We start from the raw sequence: 17,630 nt of genomic DNA, 5'->3' as shown, positions 1-17,630 counted from the left end.
CGCTGTGCGTTTTGTAAACCGCCTCGGTGGCTACGCCTTCTTCTGCAGGCCGAAGAGATCACCGATCCATTGATAGTAGATCGGCTGTTTGTCGTGCAGCGTGTGATGCCGCGATAGATGAAGCTGGGTCCGCTCTGTGCGATCGCTGACGGCGTGCCGAGCAGGAGCGCAGCTCCCGCAAGCATGAGCTCGCGCCGATCGAAATCTGCCATTCGATGCCCCGAATTCCGATCAGCAATTTTGCACGCCTTCGCAACATTGACCATGACGCGGTTCCACCGTTTGCGTTGCGGGAAATGCCAAGAGATGGCCGCCTGATCGGCAAATTTCCGACACACGATCGGGGCGAATAGCGCCGATCCGACATGACGCAGTGCTTCGCGCGGTCCCGATTCCGCCGGCGCGCTTCATTTATTTTGGGGATTCCGCGTGTCGCACAAGCTTGCCTCGGCGCTTCTCGCAGCGCTCTTCCTCGCCATCTCGTCGTTCTCCGGAGCCCGCGCTGAGACGCCTGCGCCTGCCCCCAGGAGCGCGGTCGCATTGTCGCCTGACGAGGCGAGGCGGGCGCTGGACACGCTCCAGGACGACAAGAAGCGCGCGCAAATGATCGATACGTTGCGCGCGATCGCCAATGCGTCTGGCCCGCAGCAGGCCGCACCGCCCGCGCCCGAGCAGAAGTTGCCGATCCCGCTCGCGGCCGATGGCCTCGGCGCCCAGCTTCTGCTCACGGTGTCCGAACAGATCGGAGAGATCTCGCGCGATGTCGTCGATATGGCGCGCACGCTCACGCATTTCTGGGCGTTCTACTACTGGATCGTCCGGACCGCTGACGACCCTGATGCCTACAATCTCCTGATCGAGATCGGCTGGAAGCTGGCGCTGGTGTTCGGCTGCGCGCTCACGGCCGAATGGGTTGGCGTCCGCCTGATCCGGCGACCGGTCGCCTTCCTCGAAGGGCGCGTGCCTCAGACTGCACGCCTGCCGGTGCAGGCGCTGCCCATCGCCGATCCACCGTCATCGGTCGCCGATGTCACGCCCGAGCCAGATTTGCACAAGCGACGGCACAGCCTTGCGCGTGTCTGGCAGCTAATGCTGCGGCTGCCCTTGGTGCTGGGACGATTGCTATTCGAACTGCTACCGGTCGTTGCTTTCCTTGGCATCTCGACCGCATTGCTCGGAACGGAGATCGGCGAGCCCGCTACCGTCCGTCTCGTGATCCTTGCGGTCGTCAACGCCTACGCGTTCTCGCGCGGGCTGATCTGCGTCATCCGCGCCCTGGCCGGGCCCTTCGGCCTGTTTCCGGCGCGGGCCGAGACCGCGGCCTATATCGAGATCTGGGCGCGCCGCATTGTCGGTGTCGCGGTGACCGGCATTGCGTTCGCCAATGTGGCGCTGTTGCTCGGCCTTCATCGTGCCGGCTACGCCGCGCTCATTCGCATGGTCATGCTGGTCGTGCATCTGTTCGTCGTCGTCATCATCCTGCAATGCCGCCGCCAGGTCGCCGACGCCATCCGCGCGCCGGCGGATCGGCAGGGGATTGCGGCGCGTCTGCGCAACCGCATCGCCGGCGGCTGGCATTATCTGGCGATCGCGCTCGATTTGGCCCTGTGGGCGGTCTGGGCGCTCAACATCCACAACGGCTATTCGCTGTTGCTGCAATATTTCGTCGGCACCATCGCGGTCGTGCTGATCACGCGCGTCGCCATCATGGTGACGCTGAGCTTGATCGATCGTGGCTTTCGCATCCGGCCAGACATCCTCCAGCGCTTTCCGGGGCTGGAGATCCGCGCCAATCGCTATCTGCCGCTGCTGCGCAAGATCGTCTCCGGCGCGATCGCCTTCGTCGGCTTCGTTGCGGTGCTCGAGGTCTGGGGCGTCGATGCCATCGTCTGGTTCTATGGCGGCCAGATCGGCAGCCGGCTGCTCTCGGCCGTTGCGACGATCGGCGTCGCCGTCGTCATCGCTGCGGCGATCTGGGAGGCCAGCAATGCGCTGCTGGATCGCCAGATCAACACACTGTCGCGCGACGGACATTATGCCCGCGCCGCGCGCCTGCGCACCTTTCAGCCGATGCTGCGGACAGCGCTCTTGTGCCTCATCGCCACCGTGGTCGGCCTCACGGCACTCAGCGAGATCGGTGTCAATGTCGCGCCGCTGCTCGCCGGCGCCGGCATCGTCGGCATCGCCATCGGCTTCGGCTCGCAGAAGCTGGTGCAGGATCTCATTACCGGCCTGTTCCTGCTGCTGGAGAACACGGTGCAGGTCGGCGACACCGTCAGCGTGTCGGGGCTTACTGGCGTGGTCGAGAACGTCTCGATCCGCACCATTCGCCTACGTGCGGGTGACGGCGCCGTGCACATCGTGCCGTTCAGCGCGGTGACGACCATCACCAATGCCAGCCGTGGTGCCGGCAATGCCTCCGTCAGCGTCAACGTCGCCTACAAGGAGGACACCGATCGCGCCGGCCAGATCCTCAAGGAGATCGTCGAGGAGATGCGCCGCGAGCCCGACTTCCGCCCGCTGATCCGCGGCGACCTCGAGCTCTGGGGCATCGACAAGGTCGATGGTGCCATGGTCTCGATCGTCGGCCAGATCCGCTGCACCGAGGCTGGCCGCTGGCCGGTCCAGCGCGAATTCAACCGTCGCATGAAGCAGCGCTTCCAGCAGAACGGCATCGAGGTCGCATCAGCGACCCAGACCATCTTGATGCATGTCGCACCGCCGGTCGATCTCGCCGCCAACCTGACGCCAAGACGGGCAGCCGGATAGGTACGCGGTAAATTTCCGCCTTGCCTCCGCTCAACCGGCGGCGTTCACTCGCCCTCCAGTCCGCTGACGACATGCGGACGTCAAGAACGGTGGGAGAGAGTGATGCGGGGGCTGTGGGCCGGATTGCGCGGTCATGTAATCGTCGTGTGCGCGGTGATCGGATGCGCGGCGTGGACCGCACCGGCCGGTGCGCAATCGTTCCCCTCTCGGCCCATCACCCTCGTGGTCCCGTTCGCGGCGGGCGGGCCGACCGATACGCTGGCGCGGATCCTGTCGGAACGGATCGCGGCCGATCTGCATGCGACGATCGTGGTCGAGAACGTCGCCGGCGCCTCCGGCAGTATCGCCGGCGCCCGCGTCGCGCGGGCCGCGCCCGACGGCACCACCATCACCATCGGCCATTGGGGCACGCATGTGCTCAACGGCGCGATCTTCAAGCTGCCCTACGATTTGCTCGCCGATTTCGAGCCCGTCGCGCTGGTCGCGATGGGCACGCAGCTGATTGTCGGCCGGAAGTCGCTCGAGGCAAACAGCCTGAAAGAGATGATCGCCTGGCTAAAGGCCAATCCCGGCAAGGCCACCGCGGGCACGGCTGGCGCCGGCACCGGCGCGCATGTCGCCGGCGTTTTCTTCAAGGAAAGGACCGGCACCGACTTCCAGTTCGTGCCCTATCGTGGCGCGGGGCCGGCGATGATCGACCTCGTCGCTGGACAGATCGACATCATGTTCGACCAGGCCACCAATTCGCTGCCGCATGTCAAGAGTGGCGCGATCAAAGCTTTCGCCGTGACCTCGCCGACGCGGCTTGCATCCGCGCCCGACATTCCGACCGTCGACGAGGCCGGGCTACCCGGTCTCTACATCTCCTACTGGCACGGCATCTGGGCACCGAAGAATACGCCGAAGGAGACTATCACAAAGCTCAACACAGCCATTGTCGCAGCTCTTGCCGATCCCGCCGTCAGGCAGCGCTTTGCCGAACTTGGGCAGGAGATTCCGCCGGTGGACCAGCAATCGCCCGCAGCTCTCGGCGCCTTCCAGAAGGCCGAGATCGAGAAATGGTGGCCTGTCGTGAAAGCTGCGGATATCAGGCCGGAGTAGAGCTGTTGCGGCACATTTCGCCCTCATCTTGAGGATTTCTCGTCATTCCGGGGCGCGCGTCAGCGCGAACCCGGAAGCCATCGGGCGGCAGAGTTAGTGGATGAATGGATTCCGGGCTCGCGACTTCGTCGCGCCCCGGAATGACGAGGGGAGAGAGCAACCTGCGGATCGTTCGCGAAAACCTCGCTGCGGTGCGAGATCACAATCGTGGCCCAGGGGGCAACGTCCTTGATCTCGATGGACCGCTGGCCGACAATGCTCGCCCTTCAATAAGAAACTCCCTGGGGGAATTCGTGAATAGACCTGCTCGGGTCAGCGCCCATTCGACATCATCCGATTCCGCGCAAGGCATGACGCTGCTGCGCGACCCCCTGCTCAACAAGGGCACGGCCTTCACGGAAGCCGAGCGCGCCGCGCGCGGCCTGCGCGGCCTGTTGCCGCCCTGCGTGCTGACGATCGAGGCGCAGGTCGAGCGCGTGCTGATCAATCTGCGCTCGCTGCCGACGGATCTGGAGAAATACGTCGCGTTGAACGCGCTGCATGACCGCAACGAGGCGCTGTTCTTCCGCGTCGTCGTCGACAATATCGACGAGATCCAGCCGATCATCTACACGCCGACGGTCGGGCTCGCCTGCCAGAAATACGGCCTGATCTTCCAGCGGCCGCGCGGCATGTTCATCTCCTCGCACGATCGCGGCCAGATCGCCGAGATCCTGAAGAACTGGCCCTATCAGGCCAAGTTGATCGTCGTCACCGATGGCGAACGCATTTTGGGACTTGGCGATCTCGGTGCCAATGGCATGGGGATTCCCGTCGGCAAGCTGTCGCTCTATTCGGCCTGCGCCGGCGTGCATCCCGAGCAGTGCCTGCCCATCGTGCTCGACGTCGGCACCAACAACGCGGAGCTGCTGAGCGATCCCTACTATCTCGGTCTGCGCGAACGGCGGCTGACGGGCGAAGCCTATGACAGCTTCGTCGACGAGTTCATGACCGCCGCGCGAAAGACCTTCCCCGGCGTGCTGATCCAGTTCGAGGATTTCGCCAATCATTCCGCGTTCAAGTTGCTGCACAAATACCGGGACGAAGCCTGCGTCTTCAACGACGACATCCAGGGCACCGCGGCCGTCGCGCTCGCCGGCCTGTTCTCGGCGCTGCGTATCAGCGGCGGCAAGCTCCGGGACCAGCGCATCCTGTTCCTCGGCGCTGGCGAGGCGGCGACCGGCATCGCCGATCTCGTCGTCTCCGCCATGATGGCGGAGGGCGCAACGGAGGCCCAGGCGCTCCGTCGCAACTGGCTGGTGGATTCCCGTGGCCTCGTCGTCAGCGGCCGCGACGGCCTGCACGGCCACAAGCTCCGCTATGCCCACACCGACCAGGCGCCAATCGCCGACTTCCTCACCGCAATCAAGACGCTCAAGCCGACGGCGATCATCGGCGTTGCCGCGGTCGGCGGCGCCTTCACGCCCGAGGTGCTCAAGACGATGGCCGAGCTCAACGAACAGCCGATCGTGTTCGCGCTGTCCAACCCCACCTCGAAGGCGGAATGCTCGGCGGAGGATGCCTATCGCTACACCGAGGGCCGCGCGCTGTTCGCCTGTGGCAGTCCCTATGACCCGGTGACGCTCAATGGCCGCACCTTCGTGCCGCGCCAGGGCAACAACTCCTACATCTTCCCCGGCGTCGGCCTCGGCGTCATCGCCAGCCGCTCGCGGCTCGTGACCGACGAGATGTTCATGGCGGCCGCTCATACGCTCGCCAATTGCGTCGGCAAGGAGGATCTCGATCAGGGCAGCCTGTATCCGGCTTTGCCGCGCATCCGCGAGGTCTCGGCCCGCATTGCGGCGGCCGTGGCTGATGTCGCTTTTCAGCGAGGGCTCGCCGATGGGCCTGCGCCCAATGACGTGAAGGGCCTGGTCCAGTCGCAGATGTACGAGCCGAAATACTGACGCTCACAATGCGGTCGAATCCGCGGAGGCAGCCCCTCATCCCACCCTCTCCCCGTGAGAACGGGGCGAGGGGGTGAGAGAGCGGGTGCGCGCCTTACCGCGCGCGCCGAGTTGATGTGCCTAACCTCTCCCCGCTCTTTGCGGGGAGAGGTCGGATCGCCTCGGCGATGCGAAGCACCGTCCAGGGCGATCCGGGTGAGGGGCGAGGCACCCTGCCTGCCTCATCAAGAGCCTTTCCCCGGCCCGGTCGGCATCACCGCAATCGCAATTGTCTGCCGTGGCCTTATGTGCGACGCTTCGTAGCGTTACAAGAATCTCAATAGGTAAGCCACCATGGACGATCGTTTGCCCGACCTGGGCGATCTCGAGCACGAGGTCATGCAGATAGTATGGGCCCATGGGCCGGTCACGGCCGAAATCGTGCGCGAGCGTCTGTCGCGGCGTCTGAAGGAATCGACGGTGCGAACGGTGCTGCGCCGCCTCGAAGAAAAAGGCTATGCTCGCCACACGGTTGACGGACGCACTTACGTCTACCACGCCACCGAGGCGCGCGCCCGGGTCGCGGCCAAGGCGGTGCAGCGCATCGTCGACTGGTTCTGCAACGGCTCGATGGAGGAGGTCCTCGTCGGCATGGTGGACAATGCGATGCTCGACCAGCAGCAATTGCGCGCGCTGGCCGACCAGGTGGCCAAGGCGAAGAAGGCGAGGGGAGTGAAAAAAGAATGATCGCAGCTCTGGCTGAGGCGGCGTTACGCTCCTTCGCGCTGGGAGGCGTCGTCTGGATCGGTCTCATCCTTTTTCGTGTGCGCAATCCGCACGTTCATATGACGGTGTGGGTGGTCGTGCTGCTGGCATCGCTGGCGATGCCGTTCGTGATGCACTGGCCGACGCTCACCATCGACCGGCTGCCCTTGTCCGTGCCAGTGCCCGATGACGTCTGGCCGGCCGATATCGCGATGCTGGACCGGCCGCAGCCGTCCTTGCCGACCGCATCAGGTGCGGCCATCGCGCCGATGGCAAAGCATGGCATCCCGATCGACTGGTGGACAATTGCCACCACCGTTTATGCCTGCGTCGCAGGCCTGTTGCTGATGCGGCTGGCGATCGGCCTTTGCCTGACATGGCGTCTTGCGCGCGCGGCAAAGCCGGTGAAAGGCCTGATCGGAGCGGACGTGCGCGTCAGCCGCGACGTCGGCGGCCCCGTCACTTTCGGCTCGACCATCCTGGTGCCGCCGCAGTTTTTCGGCTGGGACGCCAAGAAGCGCCTCGCGGTGCTCGCGCATGAGGGCGCGCATGTCGCCAACAGGGATTTCTACGTCCTGCTGCTCGCCTCGCTCAATCGCGTGGTGTTCTGGTTCAGCCCGTTCTCGTGGTGGCAGCTGGCGCGTCTGGCCGAGCTTGCGGAGATCATCAGCGATGCCCGCGCGATCGAGATGATCGACGACCGGCTGTCCTATGCGGAAATCCTGCTCGATGTCGCGACGTCGGTGAAGCCGCGGCCGATGGAGCTTGCGATGGCGCAGGTCTCGACCGTGCGCGCACGGGTCGAACGCATCATCGCCGCTGCCGCCATGCCCGTGGCGGTCGGCTGGCGCAAGCGGCTGTGGATCGCGGCGGCGATCGTGCCTGTCGTGATCGTGTCGGCCGGCATGATCGCCTACCGCACGCCGGATCCTGTGCCATCAGGTTCTGATATCGGTCAGGTGCCGGCCGAGCATTACCATCCGTTGGTCAATTTCTACGCCATGGGCCCGGCTTCGGTGTTCGCGATCTTCCGCGAGGGCGACGACCTCTACGGTCAGCTCACCGGCCAGCGCAAGCTGCGCTTGACCGTTGCAGGCGACGGCACCGCGTCCTACGCGGCCTCATTTGGCGAGATCACGTTCGCTGTTGATATGGAGCGCCGCTCGTCCGAGCTGACGCTGCATATGAACGGCCGCGACGTGCGCGCTATCAACGTCGCCGAGATGCCGGCATCGACGACGGATCCGGTGTCGCTTGATCAATATGTCGGCTGGTACAAGATTGCGCCGAGCCGCGTGCTCACCATCAGGCGCGACGGCGATGGTCTGCAGGTGCAGGAGACCGGGCAGGGCCGATCGGCGGTGCTGGCCGAGGGCACTGACGCGTTCTCCGTCCATGGCGATCATCTCCTGATCTTCCTGCGCGACGATGCAGCCTCGGTCTCGCGCGTGCTGGTCCAGAACGCCGCGTCCGGCGCTCGCCTCGCGCCGCGGATCGACGCGGCGCAGGCCCAGGCGATCGAGGCCGACTTCGCCCGGCGCCTGGCGGAAGTGCCTGACAGGTTCAGGGAGCAGGTCCCGGCGGCCGGCAGCAAGGAGATGATCCTGAAAGGAATCGAGGATCTGCGCCGCGGCACGCCGAGCTATGATCGCATGAGCGCGCCGCTGGCGGCCAACATCCACCGTCGCCTCGACGAATTGCGCGCGACCTTTGCAGCGCTCGGTGCGGTCGAGTCGATCTTCTTCCGCGGCGTCGGGCCCGGTGGCTACGACATCTATGGCGCCAAGTTCGAGAATGGCACCGCGGAATTCCGCCTGCTGATCGAGCCCGACGGCAAGGCCGGCGACGTGATCTTCCGGCCCGACGGCAACGACGAGCTCGGCGGCATCGTCCCCTGTTCGGAGGAGGCGAACGTGCGCGGCCGCGCCGGCACGTCGCCGATCAGGATCATGCTCTACAACGAGACCGCGGACGACATTCAGGTCTTCAATCTCGATGCGAATGGCGAGCGCAGGGCGCAGAGCGTCGTCAGGTCGGACATGACCTGGGCGACGCTGACCAGCGTGAACAATCCGTGGGTCATTGCCGACAAGTCGGGCAAGTGCATGGAGATCCTGGTGCCGGGTCGGCAGACGCGCTTCCACAATGTCGAGGCCTCGAACCTTCTCGCGCGGCAGGGACGCGCCGCGCGGCGCGCCGTTCCGATCGCCAATGGTGAGGTGATGCTGCGGCACTATATCGAAGGCATCGGCCAGGGGCAGCCCGACTACGATCATATGACGAGCGAGGTCGCCAACATCACGCGTGCGCAGCTTCCGTTCGACCAGGCGATCCTGGCTCGGCTCGGTGCGCTGCGCGCCGTCTCGTTCCGCGGCGTCACCGCGCTCGACAGCGACATCTATCTCGCCCAGTTCGCCAACGGCTCGGCGGAATGGCGCATCGGCGTCAGGAATGGGACGATCACCAAGATCGCGCTCGGGCCCAATTTCTAGCTGCGTTCGCGTTGTCGTGATCAGGGGCGCAGGCGGCCGATCCCGGCTTGCGCCCGTCTGCCGCAACCGTTACGCTGTGTAACATTACGCTTGGCAGTCTGCCGCGGATGTTCGATGCGGGCGCCGGCTAGGGACCTCAGGGACGGCCCGCAGGCGGATCGGGTTCATGATGTGCATGCTGACGCAACGGGAGCTCGACTTTCTTGCCAGCCTGAAAACCGGCTGGCAGCTGCTCTATCGACGCGAGCTCGCGCGGCTCATGAGGGGTGAGGTCGAGACCGGCGAGGCGCGGCCGGAGACGCGCCCGGTCATCTGGCGCGTCGTATCGGGCTGATTTCTCGCCATTTTGTGTCGATTCAGGACAGGTGACTGTGGTGGATTCATCACAGCCGGCGCGAAACGATGGCGGCCGCAAGGCCGCTTTTGTTCAGCCAAGGTTCTGCCCTCATTGCCCACCGAAACTCAGGGGTGTTCGGAGGGCGCATCATGTCTCGCATTGCACGTGCCGAAACGACCCTGACCTCGCCGGCAACCTCGTCACGGTTGCTGCTGGTCATCATGGGGGCCGCATCGCTCGCCGCCTGCGCGCAATCACCGGTCGGCCGCCAGAGGGCCGATCTCGCTCCGACCACAAAGCAGGCTGCGATCGAGCGGCCGCACCGCGTGGCGGCGCTGCATCCGCGTCCGATCTACAGGCCGCATCGGTCGGTCGACACAGCAAGCGCCAAGTCGTCGGCCTCGCAGGGCGTGGCGAGCTTCTACTCGGACACGGAGACCGCGAGCGGCGAGAGATTTGACAAGAACGAGCTGACTGCGGCCCATCCCACGCTGCCGTTCGGGACCAAGCTGCGCGTCACCGATGTCTCCTCCGGTCGCTTCGTGACGGTCAGGGTCAACGATCGCGGGCCCTTCGTGCGCGGCCGCGTCGTCGACATCTCGCCGTCCGCGGCCGAGGCGCTCGGCATGGTCGACAAGGGCCTCGCCAATGTCAGGCTCGACGTCGTGCAATAGAGCGTGATCCGGAAAAGTGTGTATCGGTTTTCCCTCGCGACAAACGCGGAACGCGTTTGCGCGGAGATCATGCTCAAACAATAAATCGCCTTTGCCGCGCTTAACCGACTATTAGCGGCTCTCCCGCACCATAGGCGTCCGGCAATTCGGGGCTTTGGGGGGACGGCGCTTGAACACGATCCAGTATCTCGAAGATCAGGCGGCGCGCGCCGAGCGGCTGGCCAAACGGATCACGGATACGCCCACGATCGAAAAGCTCCTGACTTTCGCCGGCGAGCGCCGCCGCGAGATCGAGGTTATCGCCGGCCGCCGGCGCGGGTAGTCTAACCCCATTAGATCCATGCTCTGAACGCATTTGGCCTCTCTGCCATCTGCGGAACTTCTTCTTCTCTCCGGCGTCATGTCAGTCATGAATATGGAGGAGGAAGTCATGGGCTTTGGACGAGGTGCTTTGCTTTGGTTGCTTGGCGTGCCGCTGCCGGTCATCCTGCTGCTGGCGATCTTCTGGCATCATTGAGAGCGTGATAAGATGCGAAAAACGCCGCGAAAGCGGCGCTTTTTGTTGCCTGCAAGCTTGTCGCTACGACAGCACGCTCAGCTGTGGCTCTCGACGAAATCGCTGAGATAATCAGGAAGCGTCACGCCGTCGATGTCGCAGCGCGCCTGGATTTCATCGGCAACATCGGTCGAGATGTCTTTCATCCAGTGCTCGAGCGTGTTGAACGAGATCACCTTGATGGGATCGTTGAAGCAGCCGGCGACGAGATCGTTGATTGCTGCATCGAGATCGCTTCGCTCGACGCGAATTTCAGTGGCCTCGTCGAGGCGATCGATCACCACGAACAGAGTCTGGTCGGCGCCATAGGGCACGACCGGGGATGGTACGCCAGCGTCAAGCATCTGGATTGCTCACATCTCGGCTTTCCGATCTCCGTTAACGGGAAAAACCGGAGGAAGGTTCCTGCCGAGATTTCGGGATGCGGATGAGACTAATGTCCCTGGCGTGTAGGTGCTGGCCTACAGTTCAGAGAAATTCTCTCAAGCGCGACAGCTCGATGACATGCTCGGGCGAGAGGATGTCCGTGACCAGCGGCGGCTGCGCGGCCGTGCGGATCTCATAGAGATGCCTTGTGGGCGCGGGCTTTGCCATGAATGCCGAGATGCAGTCATCGAGCGTGCCCTCGCTGACCTGATAGGGCTCGCGGTCCAGCCGGCGCTGATTTCCCAGGGACGGCCATTTCTGCAGCACGGCGAGCGCGCTGAAATCGACCTTTGATGCGTCCCCCATTGTCCCCCGCCTCACGCAAAAAGAACCCTGACACGCTTACCTTGCGTGCCAGGGCCCATTACCCATCACTGCATCTCAATGCCACGCACCGAGAACGCGGCGGCCGGGAAAAGGTTCCCGGCCGATGGCGGCTCAGCTCGCGGCGGCTGCGATCTTATCCCCTGGGCTCGCATGGCCGTGGGCTCTCTCGTCGCGGCTGACCTCGGGCGGCAGCCCTGCAAAGCGCCGCAGGGCTTGCGCCATCTGCACCCGGCCCTGGACGCCTGTGATCACCACGTCCACCATCACAAAGGACGAGTGGAAATGGCCGTGCGCCTTCAACTGCTCGACCTGGACGCCGGCGGCGGCCATCGCCTCGGCGTAGGCGATGCCCTCGTCGCGGAGCGGATCGAACTCGGCCGTCACCACAAAGGCCGGCGGCAGGCCCGAGACCTTGCCGCGCAGCGGCGAGACGCGCGGATCGGTGCGGTCGGCCGGTGAGCAGTACAGGTCCCAGAACCAGTACATCAGCGAGCGCGTCAGGAAGTAGCCGGTCGCATTGTCGTTGTAGGAGGGCCGGTCGAAGCTGCTGTCCGTCACCGGACATACCAGCAGCTGACCTGATATCTCCGGCCCGCCGCGATCGCGTGCGAGCTGGCAGGTGACGGCCGCGATGTTGCCGCCGGCGCTCCAGCCGGCGACCAGCACCGGGCCCGGGATGCCGCCGAGTTCGGCCAGATGCTCCGAGATCCAGCGCGTCGCCGCGTAGCCGTCCTCGATGGCCGCCGGGAAACGATGCTCCGGCGCGTGGCGATAGCCGACGCTGACGAACATCATGCCGGTCCGTCGCACCATGTCGCGGCAGAACGGCTCGTCCGACTGCTCGTCGCCGAGCACCCAGCCGCCGCCGTGGAAATACACCACGACCTGATGCGGCCCCGGCGTGGCCGGCTTGTAGACGCGGTAGGGCAGCGGGCCGTCGGCGCCGGGGAGCGTGCCGTCGACGATCTCGCCGATCAGCCGTCCCGCAGGCCGGCCCTTGTTGAACTCATTGACGAAGGCGCGCGCGCCTGCCGCCCCCATCGACTCGATCGGTGGCAGGTTCAACGAGGCCAGCAGGTTCAGCACCAGCCGCACGTCCGGCTGCAGCCGCACCACCTCGCCGTCATTGCATTGTGCGGCGACATTGGGTCCGGTCAGCCTGAAGCCGAGCATGCCGCGGCTGGTGACCTCGTCGCAAAGGCTGCGATAGGGACCGACACCTCCGGTATAGGGCATCAGGCCCTGAACCTTGCCGGGCACGTTGGCGCCCGTGTACCAGGTGTTGGCGAGCCGATGCAGCGTCAGCATCGAGCAGTCGGCCATGTGCCTGTTCCAGCCGGCTTGCGCCGTCTCGGTTGGCTCGATGGTGGTGAAGCCGGCTTCGCCCAACGCTTTGAGGCGGTCCACGACCCAATCGACATGCTGCTCGATCGAAACAGCCATGTTCGACAGCACCGACGGGCTGCCGGGCCCGGTGATCATGAAGAAGTTCGGGAAGCCTTCGACCGTGAGCCCCAGATAGCTCTGCGGCCCCTGTGCCCAGACATCGGTGAGCGACTTGCCGCCGCGCCCGGTGATCGGATGCACGGCGCGGATCGCGCCGGTCATGGCATCAAAGCCGGTGGCGAACACGATGACGTCGACATCGACATTGCGCTTGGCCGTCGTGATGCCGCCTGCGGTGATCGCCTTGATCGGCTCCTGGCGCAGATTGACCAGCGTGACGTTCGGCCGGTTGTAGGTCGCGTAATAGTTGGTTTCGAGGCAGGGACGTTTGGCGCCGAACGGATGATCGTCCGGCATCAGCGCTGCCGCCGTCACCGGATCCTTCACGGCCGCCGAGATCTTCTCGCGGATCAGGTCCTGGACGATCTTGTTGCCGTCGACATCGACCGCCTGGTCGGCCCAAAGCTGCGTCAGGATGTGGACGAGGTCGCCGGCAGCCCAAGCGCGCTCGAACCGCTCGCGACGCTCGGCATCGCTGAGCTGCCAGCTGACGACGGTCTGCTGCGGATAGGGTACGCCGGCCATCGACTGGCGCGCCTGCTCGCGATAGGCCGCGCGGTCGCTCTGGAACAGGTCCCTGCGATCGGCCGGCGAGGGGCCGTTATGGGCGGGCAGCGCGAAATTCGGCGTGCGCTGGAACACGGTCAGGTGGGCCGCCTGTTCGGCGATCAGAGGGATCGACTGGATGCCCGACGAACCGGTGCCGATCACGGCGACGCGCTTTCCCGCGAGATTGACGCCGTCATGTGGCCAGCGTCCGGTGAAATAGACCTCGCCCTTGAAATCCTTGACGCCGTCGATCTCCGGCGGTTTTGGCGCGGAGAGACAGCCGGTCGCCATGATGTAGAAGCGGCAGGAGACGGCAGCGCCGTTGTCCGTGGTGAGTTGCCAGCGCTCGGCTTTCTCGTCCCATTTGGCTTCGGTGACCTTGGTCCTGAAGCGGATGTCGCGCCTGAGATCGTAGCGATCGGCGACGAAGCCGAGATAGCGCAGGATCTCGGGCTGGGTCGCGTATTTCTCCGACCAGGTCCACGCCTTGTCGAGCTCCGGATCGAACGTGTAGCTGTAGTCGATGGTCTGGATATCGCAGCGGGCGCCGGGATAGCGGTTCCAGTACCAGGTGCCGCCGACGTCGCCGGCTTCTTCGAGACCGACGGCGGAGAGGCCGGCCTTGCGCAGGCGATGGAGAAGATAGAGGCCGGAAAAACCGGCGCCGACCACGGCAACATCGACGTTTTGGACGGTTCCGCTTCCCGCCTTGGACTCACGTGCGGCGACCATTGCTTCCGGCATGGTTATTCCTCCCGTGTCTTTGTTTTGCCGGCAGGCTAGTCCCGCAGGCCCGGCTTGTCATCAGAACAAGTGCAATCTTCGGTAGTCCCTTTGCGGCATCATCGTGGCGGCGCGAACGTTGCTTCGATGCACGCATCGCGATGCACAATGGCCGTGATTGCCCGGGCTAATCATGGATGATCCGTCTGTGTATGCTTGCGGCTACTAGCCACGCGTATCCAGGGCGCCATGACAGAGCTGAGTGAGCGAACCAAAGCCAACATGGACGTCGTCCTGGAGGAGACGTGCCGGCAATTGCCGCATGGCGGCGATCACGACAGTCGCCGGTTCATCGCCGAGCGCCTGATCGAGGCGGCGCAATCCGGCCACTCCACGCTCGGCGAGCTCGGCATCATCGCGCGACGCGCGCTGGCGGACATCATCGCCAAGGGCGGTTAGCTGACGCGCCTCGGCGCTTGCCTCTTCGCGCGTTGCGGACGTAACCTGCCAGGGACCATTTCCGCGCATCGAGATCCCCTGAAGATGCGATCCCTGCTTGCGCTCATTGCAGCCCTTGCATTGCTCTGCGCCGGCCGCGCCGTCGCCCAGCCGGTCGGCCAGTATCCATTTGCATTGACGCGCGAAGGTCAGATGCTCGGCGCGGTCGAAGGCGAAGTGGCCTCCTTCAAGGGGCTGGCCTACGCGGCGCCGCCGGTCGACAGCCTGCGCTGGCGTCCACCGCAGGCCCTGCCCGAGAGCTCGGAGATGAGCACGGCCTACAATTATGGCTCGCCCTGTCCGCAGCCGTCGCTGCCGGCCGCGCGCGAGGATTGCCTCACGCTCAACGTGTTCAGGCCCTTCGGCGTCGACGGGCCGCTGCCGGTGATGGTGTTCATCCATGGCGGCGGCTTTGTCAGCGGCACCGCCAATGATCCGCTGTTCGACGGTGCAAGATTCGCGCAGGCCGGCCTCATCGTCGTGACCGTGAACTATCGGCTTGGCGCGCTCGGCTGGTTCATGCATCCCGCATTGTCGGAGAACAGCTCCGGCAATTTCGGCCTGATGGATCAGATCACGGCGCTACGCTGGGTGCACGACAACATCGCGGCCTTCGGCGGCGATGCGAACAACATCACACTGTTCGGCAACGGCGCCGGCGCGACATCGATCGCGCTGCTGATGCTGTGCGCCCAATCACGCGATCTCTTCCAGAAAGCAATCCTGCAATCGATACCCGGCCGTGCGCGTCTGGCTTCGTCGCAGGAGGCCGAGGCCGCGGGGCGGCAGTTCGTCGCCGCGCTCGGACAGGCGACGGATCTGCGTGCCGTCAAACCGGCGCGGCTGCTTGCTGCTGAAAGAAAATTGCTGGAAAAATCGCCGCGCAGATTTGCGCCGGCGATGGACGGAAACCTCACGACCGAAGACATCGGCGCGGGGTTTGCGTCAGGACACGAGAGCCGCATTCCCCTCATCATCGGTTCGAACGACGACGAGACCCGCTTCGACAGCGAACTGGAAGTCACGGAGGTGCTGTCATCGTCCACCGAGAGCCTCGATGAGTTGCGCAAGCTCTATCCTGACGCCAGGACGCCCTCTGAAATTGCCGCCAGTCTCTACACCGACAAGGTGTTCTCCGAGCCGGTGCGAATGCTCGCCCGGCTTCATGCCGCAACCGGAGCGCCGACCTTCCGCTATCGCTTCACTTACGTGCCGGAAGCCCGGCGCGGCAACCCCGACGAGGGCCACGGGCGCGAGTTGCAGTTCGTCTTCGGCGTCGAGGGCGTGCCCGGCGCGGGCATCTTCTCGCGACGGGATCGCGAGGTCGCAAATCGGATGCGGTCCTATTGGATCAATTTTGCGAAAAACGGCGACCCCAACGGGCCCGAGCTACCGCATTGGGATGCGGCCGCGGACAGCGACCAGCTGCTGCTGATCGCAAACGATCGCATCGCGAGCGGCGATGACCCGTTGTCGGAGCGTTTGGACCGGCTCGCGCGCGAGAGCAAGAAGTGAGTTGGACTTAGGCCGCGAGCTCGACGCGCGGCGCCGGCGTCAGGCGGTCTTCTTCGAGATAGTCCATCGTGCCGTCCTTCTCGACGGCATAGAACTGCTGGCCTTCCTTGGACCGGTAGGCGGCACGGACCACGCCGCGACGGCCCTTGTCACTGTTGACGACGTCCCCCAGCGCAAACTTCTTCATCTTACGTCTCGCTTGTCTTCTGGCCGATTCCTTCGGCCACATCAGGATTGTGAGCGGCAAATCGTTAACGACTTGCTAACCATGCCGGTTTGCCTATGCTCGCCGCGAAGCGCGCGGAGGTCTCATCCGCGCAAGATGTCTTCGAGGCGAGCCTGACAACATGACGCGATTTCCGACCCTGTTTCTGTCGCATGGCGGCGGCCCCTGGCCCTTCATGGAGGACCGGCGGGTGCAATATGCCAAGACGGCCGCGGAGTTCGGCCGGCTGCCGCAGCTGCTTCCTGAAAGACCGAAGGCGGTGCTTGTTATCACTGGCCATTGGGAGGCCGACGCCTTCACCGTGTCGACCTCGGCGCACCCGCCGATGGTGTACGATTACTACGGTTTCCCCGAGCATACCTATCACATCACATATCCGGCGCCTGGCCAGCCCAAGCTCGCAGCAGACGTGAAGGCGCTGCTTGCGCGCGCCGGCCTCGATTGCCGGGAAGATCCCAATCAGGGCTTTGATCACGGCACCTTCGTGCCGCTCGGGCTGATGTATCCGAATGCCGACAGGCCGATCGTGCTGCTGTCGCTCAAGTCGAGCTATGACGCAGCCGAGCACATCAAGGTCGGAGAAGCGATCGCCTCGCTGCGTGACGAGGGCATCCTGATCGTCGGCAGCGGGCTCACCTATCACAACATGCGCGGTTTCGGGCGCGCGGAATCGAAACCCGTCTCCTACGATTTCGAAGCCTATCTGAACGAGGCGATCAGCAATCCGGACGCGGCGCGCCGCAACGCGATGCTGGTCGATTGGGAGAAGGCGCCGAGCGCGCGTCTGGCGCATCCGCGCGAGGACCATCTTCTGCCGCTGATGGTGGCGGCAGGTGCTGCCGGCAGCGATGTCGGCAAGCGCGTTTTCGTCGACGAGGTCGCTAGCGTTGCGATGGCGTCGTACGTGTTTGGGTGAATGCGTAGTACTCGTCGGACGGATTGGGTCGCATACCTATAAGCCCCGCGGCATCATGTGACTGTGGCCACGTCGCTTTGCTCCAATAGGGACCAATTACGTGCGGATTACAGTGTGTCGCGAGGGGGCAATCGCGTCGGTTTGACTACGTCATCGCGAGGTCCGGTCTCGCCTCACAAGCCGACACATCGGCGGCAACGCAGCAAGCCAGCTATGGGCCAGAGCACAAAGTCGCTGCGCTCCAGCCCGGAGGTCGCGGACATCCTCCGCGATCACGGCTCTGCTTGGCGTGACGCCAATCAGGGGCATGTGAGCCTCGGGCAAT

15 protein-coding genes are annotated in these 17,630 nt (G+C 64.7%); 11 read left to right on the top strand and 4 right to left on the bottom strand.

The features are described from left to right. Positions 1-429 precede the first annotated feature (429 nt). The 8 genes from L6639_RS34515 to L6639_RS34480 all read left to right on the top strand — a co-directional run bounded on the left by L6639_RS34515 (position 430) and on the right by L6639_RS34480 (position 10,385). Positions 430-2,769: a mechanosensitive ion channel domain-containing protein gene (locus L6639_RS34515; RefSeq protein ID WP_237866074.1), complete on the top strand. Its 2,340-nt coding sequence runs from the start codon at positions 430-432 to the stop codon at positions 2,767-2,769. A gap of 102 nt (positions 2,770-2,871) precedes the next feature. Further along, a complete protein-coding gene (locus L6639_RS34510; RefSeq protein ID WP_237866073.1) occupies positions 2,872-3,870 on the top strand; it encodes a tripartite tricarboxylate transporter substrate-binding protein in 999 nt (332 codons plus the stop codon). 293 nt (positions 3,871-4,163) lie between these two features. Continuing rightward, positions 4,164-5,816: an NAD-dependent malic enzyme gene (locus L6639_RS34505; RefSeq protein ID WP_338076572.1), complete on the top strand. Its 1,653-nt coding sequence runs from the start codon at positions 4,164-4,166 to the stop codon at positions 5,814-5,816. 333 nt (positions 5,817-6,149) lie between these two features. After that, the gene (locus L6639_RS34500) at positions 6,150-6,542 is read left to right on the top strand and encodes a BlaI/MecI/CopY family transcriptional regulator (protein ID WP_237866072.1); all 393 of its coding nucleotides are present in this window, start codon (positions 6,150-6,152) and stop codon (positions 6,540-6,542) included. Then, the gene (locus L6639_RS34495; RefSeq protein ID WP_237866071.1) at positions 6,539-9,052 is read left to right on the top strand and encodes a M56 family metallopeptidase; all 2,514 of its coding nucleotides are present in this window, start codon (positions 6,539-6,541) and stop codon (positions 9,050-9,052) included. Before L6639_RS34500 ends, L6639_RS34495 begins: the two co-directional genes overlap by 4 nt. A 166-nt stretch (positions 9,053-9,218) precedes the next feature. Next, the gene (locus L6639_RS34490; RefSeq protein ID WP_237866070.1) at positions 9,219-9,386 is read left to right on the top strand and encodes a hypothetical protein; all 168 of its coding nucleotides are present in this window, start codon (positions 9,219-9,221) and stop codon (positions 9,384-9,386) included. Between the two features lie 152 nt (positions 9,387-9,538). Next, positions 9,539-10,063, top strand: coding sequence for a septal ring lytic transglycosylase RlpA family protein (locus L6639_RS34485; RefSeq protein WP_237866069.1), 525 nt, complete (start codon positions 9,539-9,541; stop codon positions 10,061-10,063). A gap of 169 nt (positions 10,064-10,232) precedes the next feature. Next, positions 10,233-10,385 carry a hypothetical protein gene (locus L6639_RS34480; protein WP_212298790.1) on the top strand — a complete coding sequence of 51 codons (153 nt, stop codon included), beginning with the start codon at positions 10,233-10,235 and terminating at the stop codon, positions 10,383-10,385. Between the two features lie 272 nt (positions 10,386-10,657). Here L6639_RS34480 and L6639_RS34475 read toward each other — a convergent pair whose 3' ends face one another. From L6639_RS34475 to L6639_RS34465, 3 genes are all read right to left on the bottom strand, one after another. Continuing rightward, entirely contained in the window at positions 10,658-10,963 is a 306-nt protein-coding gene (locus L6639_RS34475) for a hypothetical protein (RefSeq protein WP_237866068.1), read from the bottom strand. A 124-nt stretch (positions 10,964-11,087) separates the two neighbouring features. After that, the gene (locus tag L6639_RS34470) at positions 11,088-11,351 is read right to left on the bottom strand and encodes a hypothetical protein (RefSeq protein ID WP_237866067.1); all 264 of its coding nucleotides are present in this window, start codon (positions 11,349-11,351) and stop codon (positions 11,088-11,090) included. 132 nt (positions 11,352-11,483) lie between these two features. Further along, positions 11,484-14,171, bottom strand: a complete 2,688-nt coding sequence (locus L6639_RS34465; RefSeq protein ID WP_237866066.1) for a flavin-containing monooxygenase — start codon at positions 14,169-14,171, stop codon at positions 11,484-11,486. A 228-nt stretch (positions 14,172-14,399) separates the two neighbouring features. Here L6639_RS34465 and L6639_RS34460 point away from each other — a divergent pair, with 228 nt between their 5' ends. Both L6639_RS34460 and L6639_RS34455 read left to right on the top strand, forming a co-directional pair. Continuing rightward, complete coding sequence (locus L6639_RS34460; protein WP_237866065.1) at positions 14,400-14,609, top strand: hypothetical protein; 210 nt, start codon at positions 14,400-14,402, stop codon at positions 14,607-14,609. An 84-nt stretch (positions 14,610-14,693) separates the two neighbouring features. Beyond that, the gene (locus tag L6639_RS34455; protein WP_237866064.1) at positions 14,694-16,163 is read left to right on the top strand and encodes a carboxylesterase/lipase family protein; all 1,470 of its coding nucleotides are present in this window, start codon (positions 14,694-14,696) and stop codon (positions 16,161-16,163) included. A gap of 7 nt (positions 16,164-16,170) precedes the next feature. On the opposite strand, the gene L6639_RS34450 is transcribed toward L6639_RS34455, so the two are convergent. Further along, positions 16,171-16,350, bottom strand: a complete 180-nt coding sequence (locus L6639_RS34450; RefSeq protein WP_128950411.1) for a hypothetical protein — start codon at positions 16,348-16,350, stop codon at positions 16,171-16,173. A 160-nt stretch (positions 16,351-16,510) separates the two neighbouring features. Between L6639_RS34450 and L6639_RS34445 the strand changes: the two genes are divergently transcribed. After that, the gene (locus L6639_RS34445; protein ID WP_237866063.1) at positions 16,511-17,305 is read left to right on the top strand and encodes a DODA-type extradiol aromatic ring-opening family dioxygenase; all 795 of its coding nucleotides are present in this window, start codon (positions 16,511-16,513) and stop codon (positions 17,303-17,305) included. The last annotated feature ends 325 nt before the right edge of the window (positions 17,306-17,630 follow it).

This window comes from Bradyrhizobium zhengyangense, assembly GCF_022012555.1.
Lineage (GTDB): Bacteria > Pseudomonadota > Alphaproteobacteria > Rhizobiales > Xanthobacteraceae > Bradyrhizobium > Bradyrhizobium zhengyangense.
This window is presented reverse-complemented; position numbering and strand designations above follow the sequence as displayed.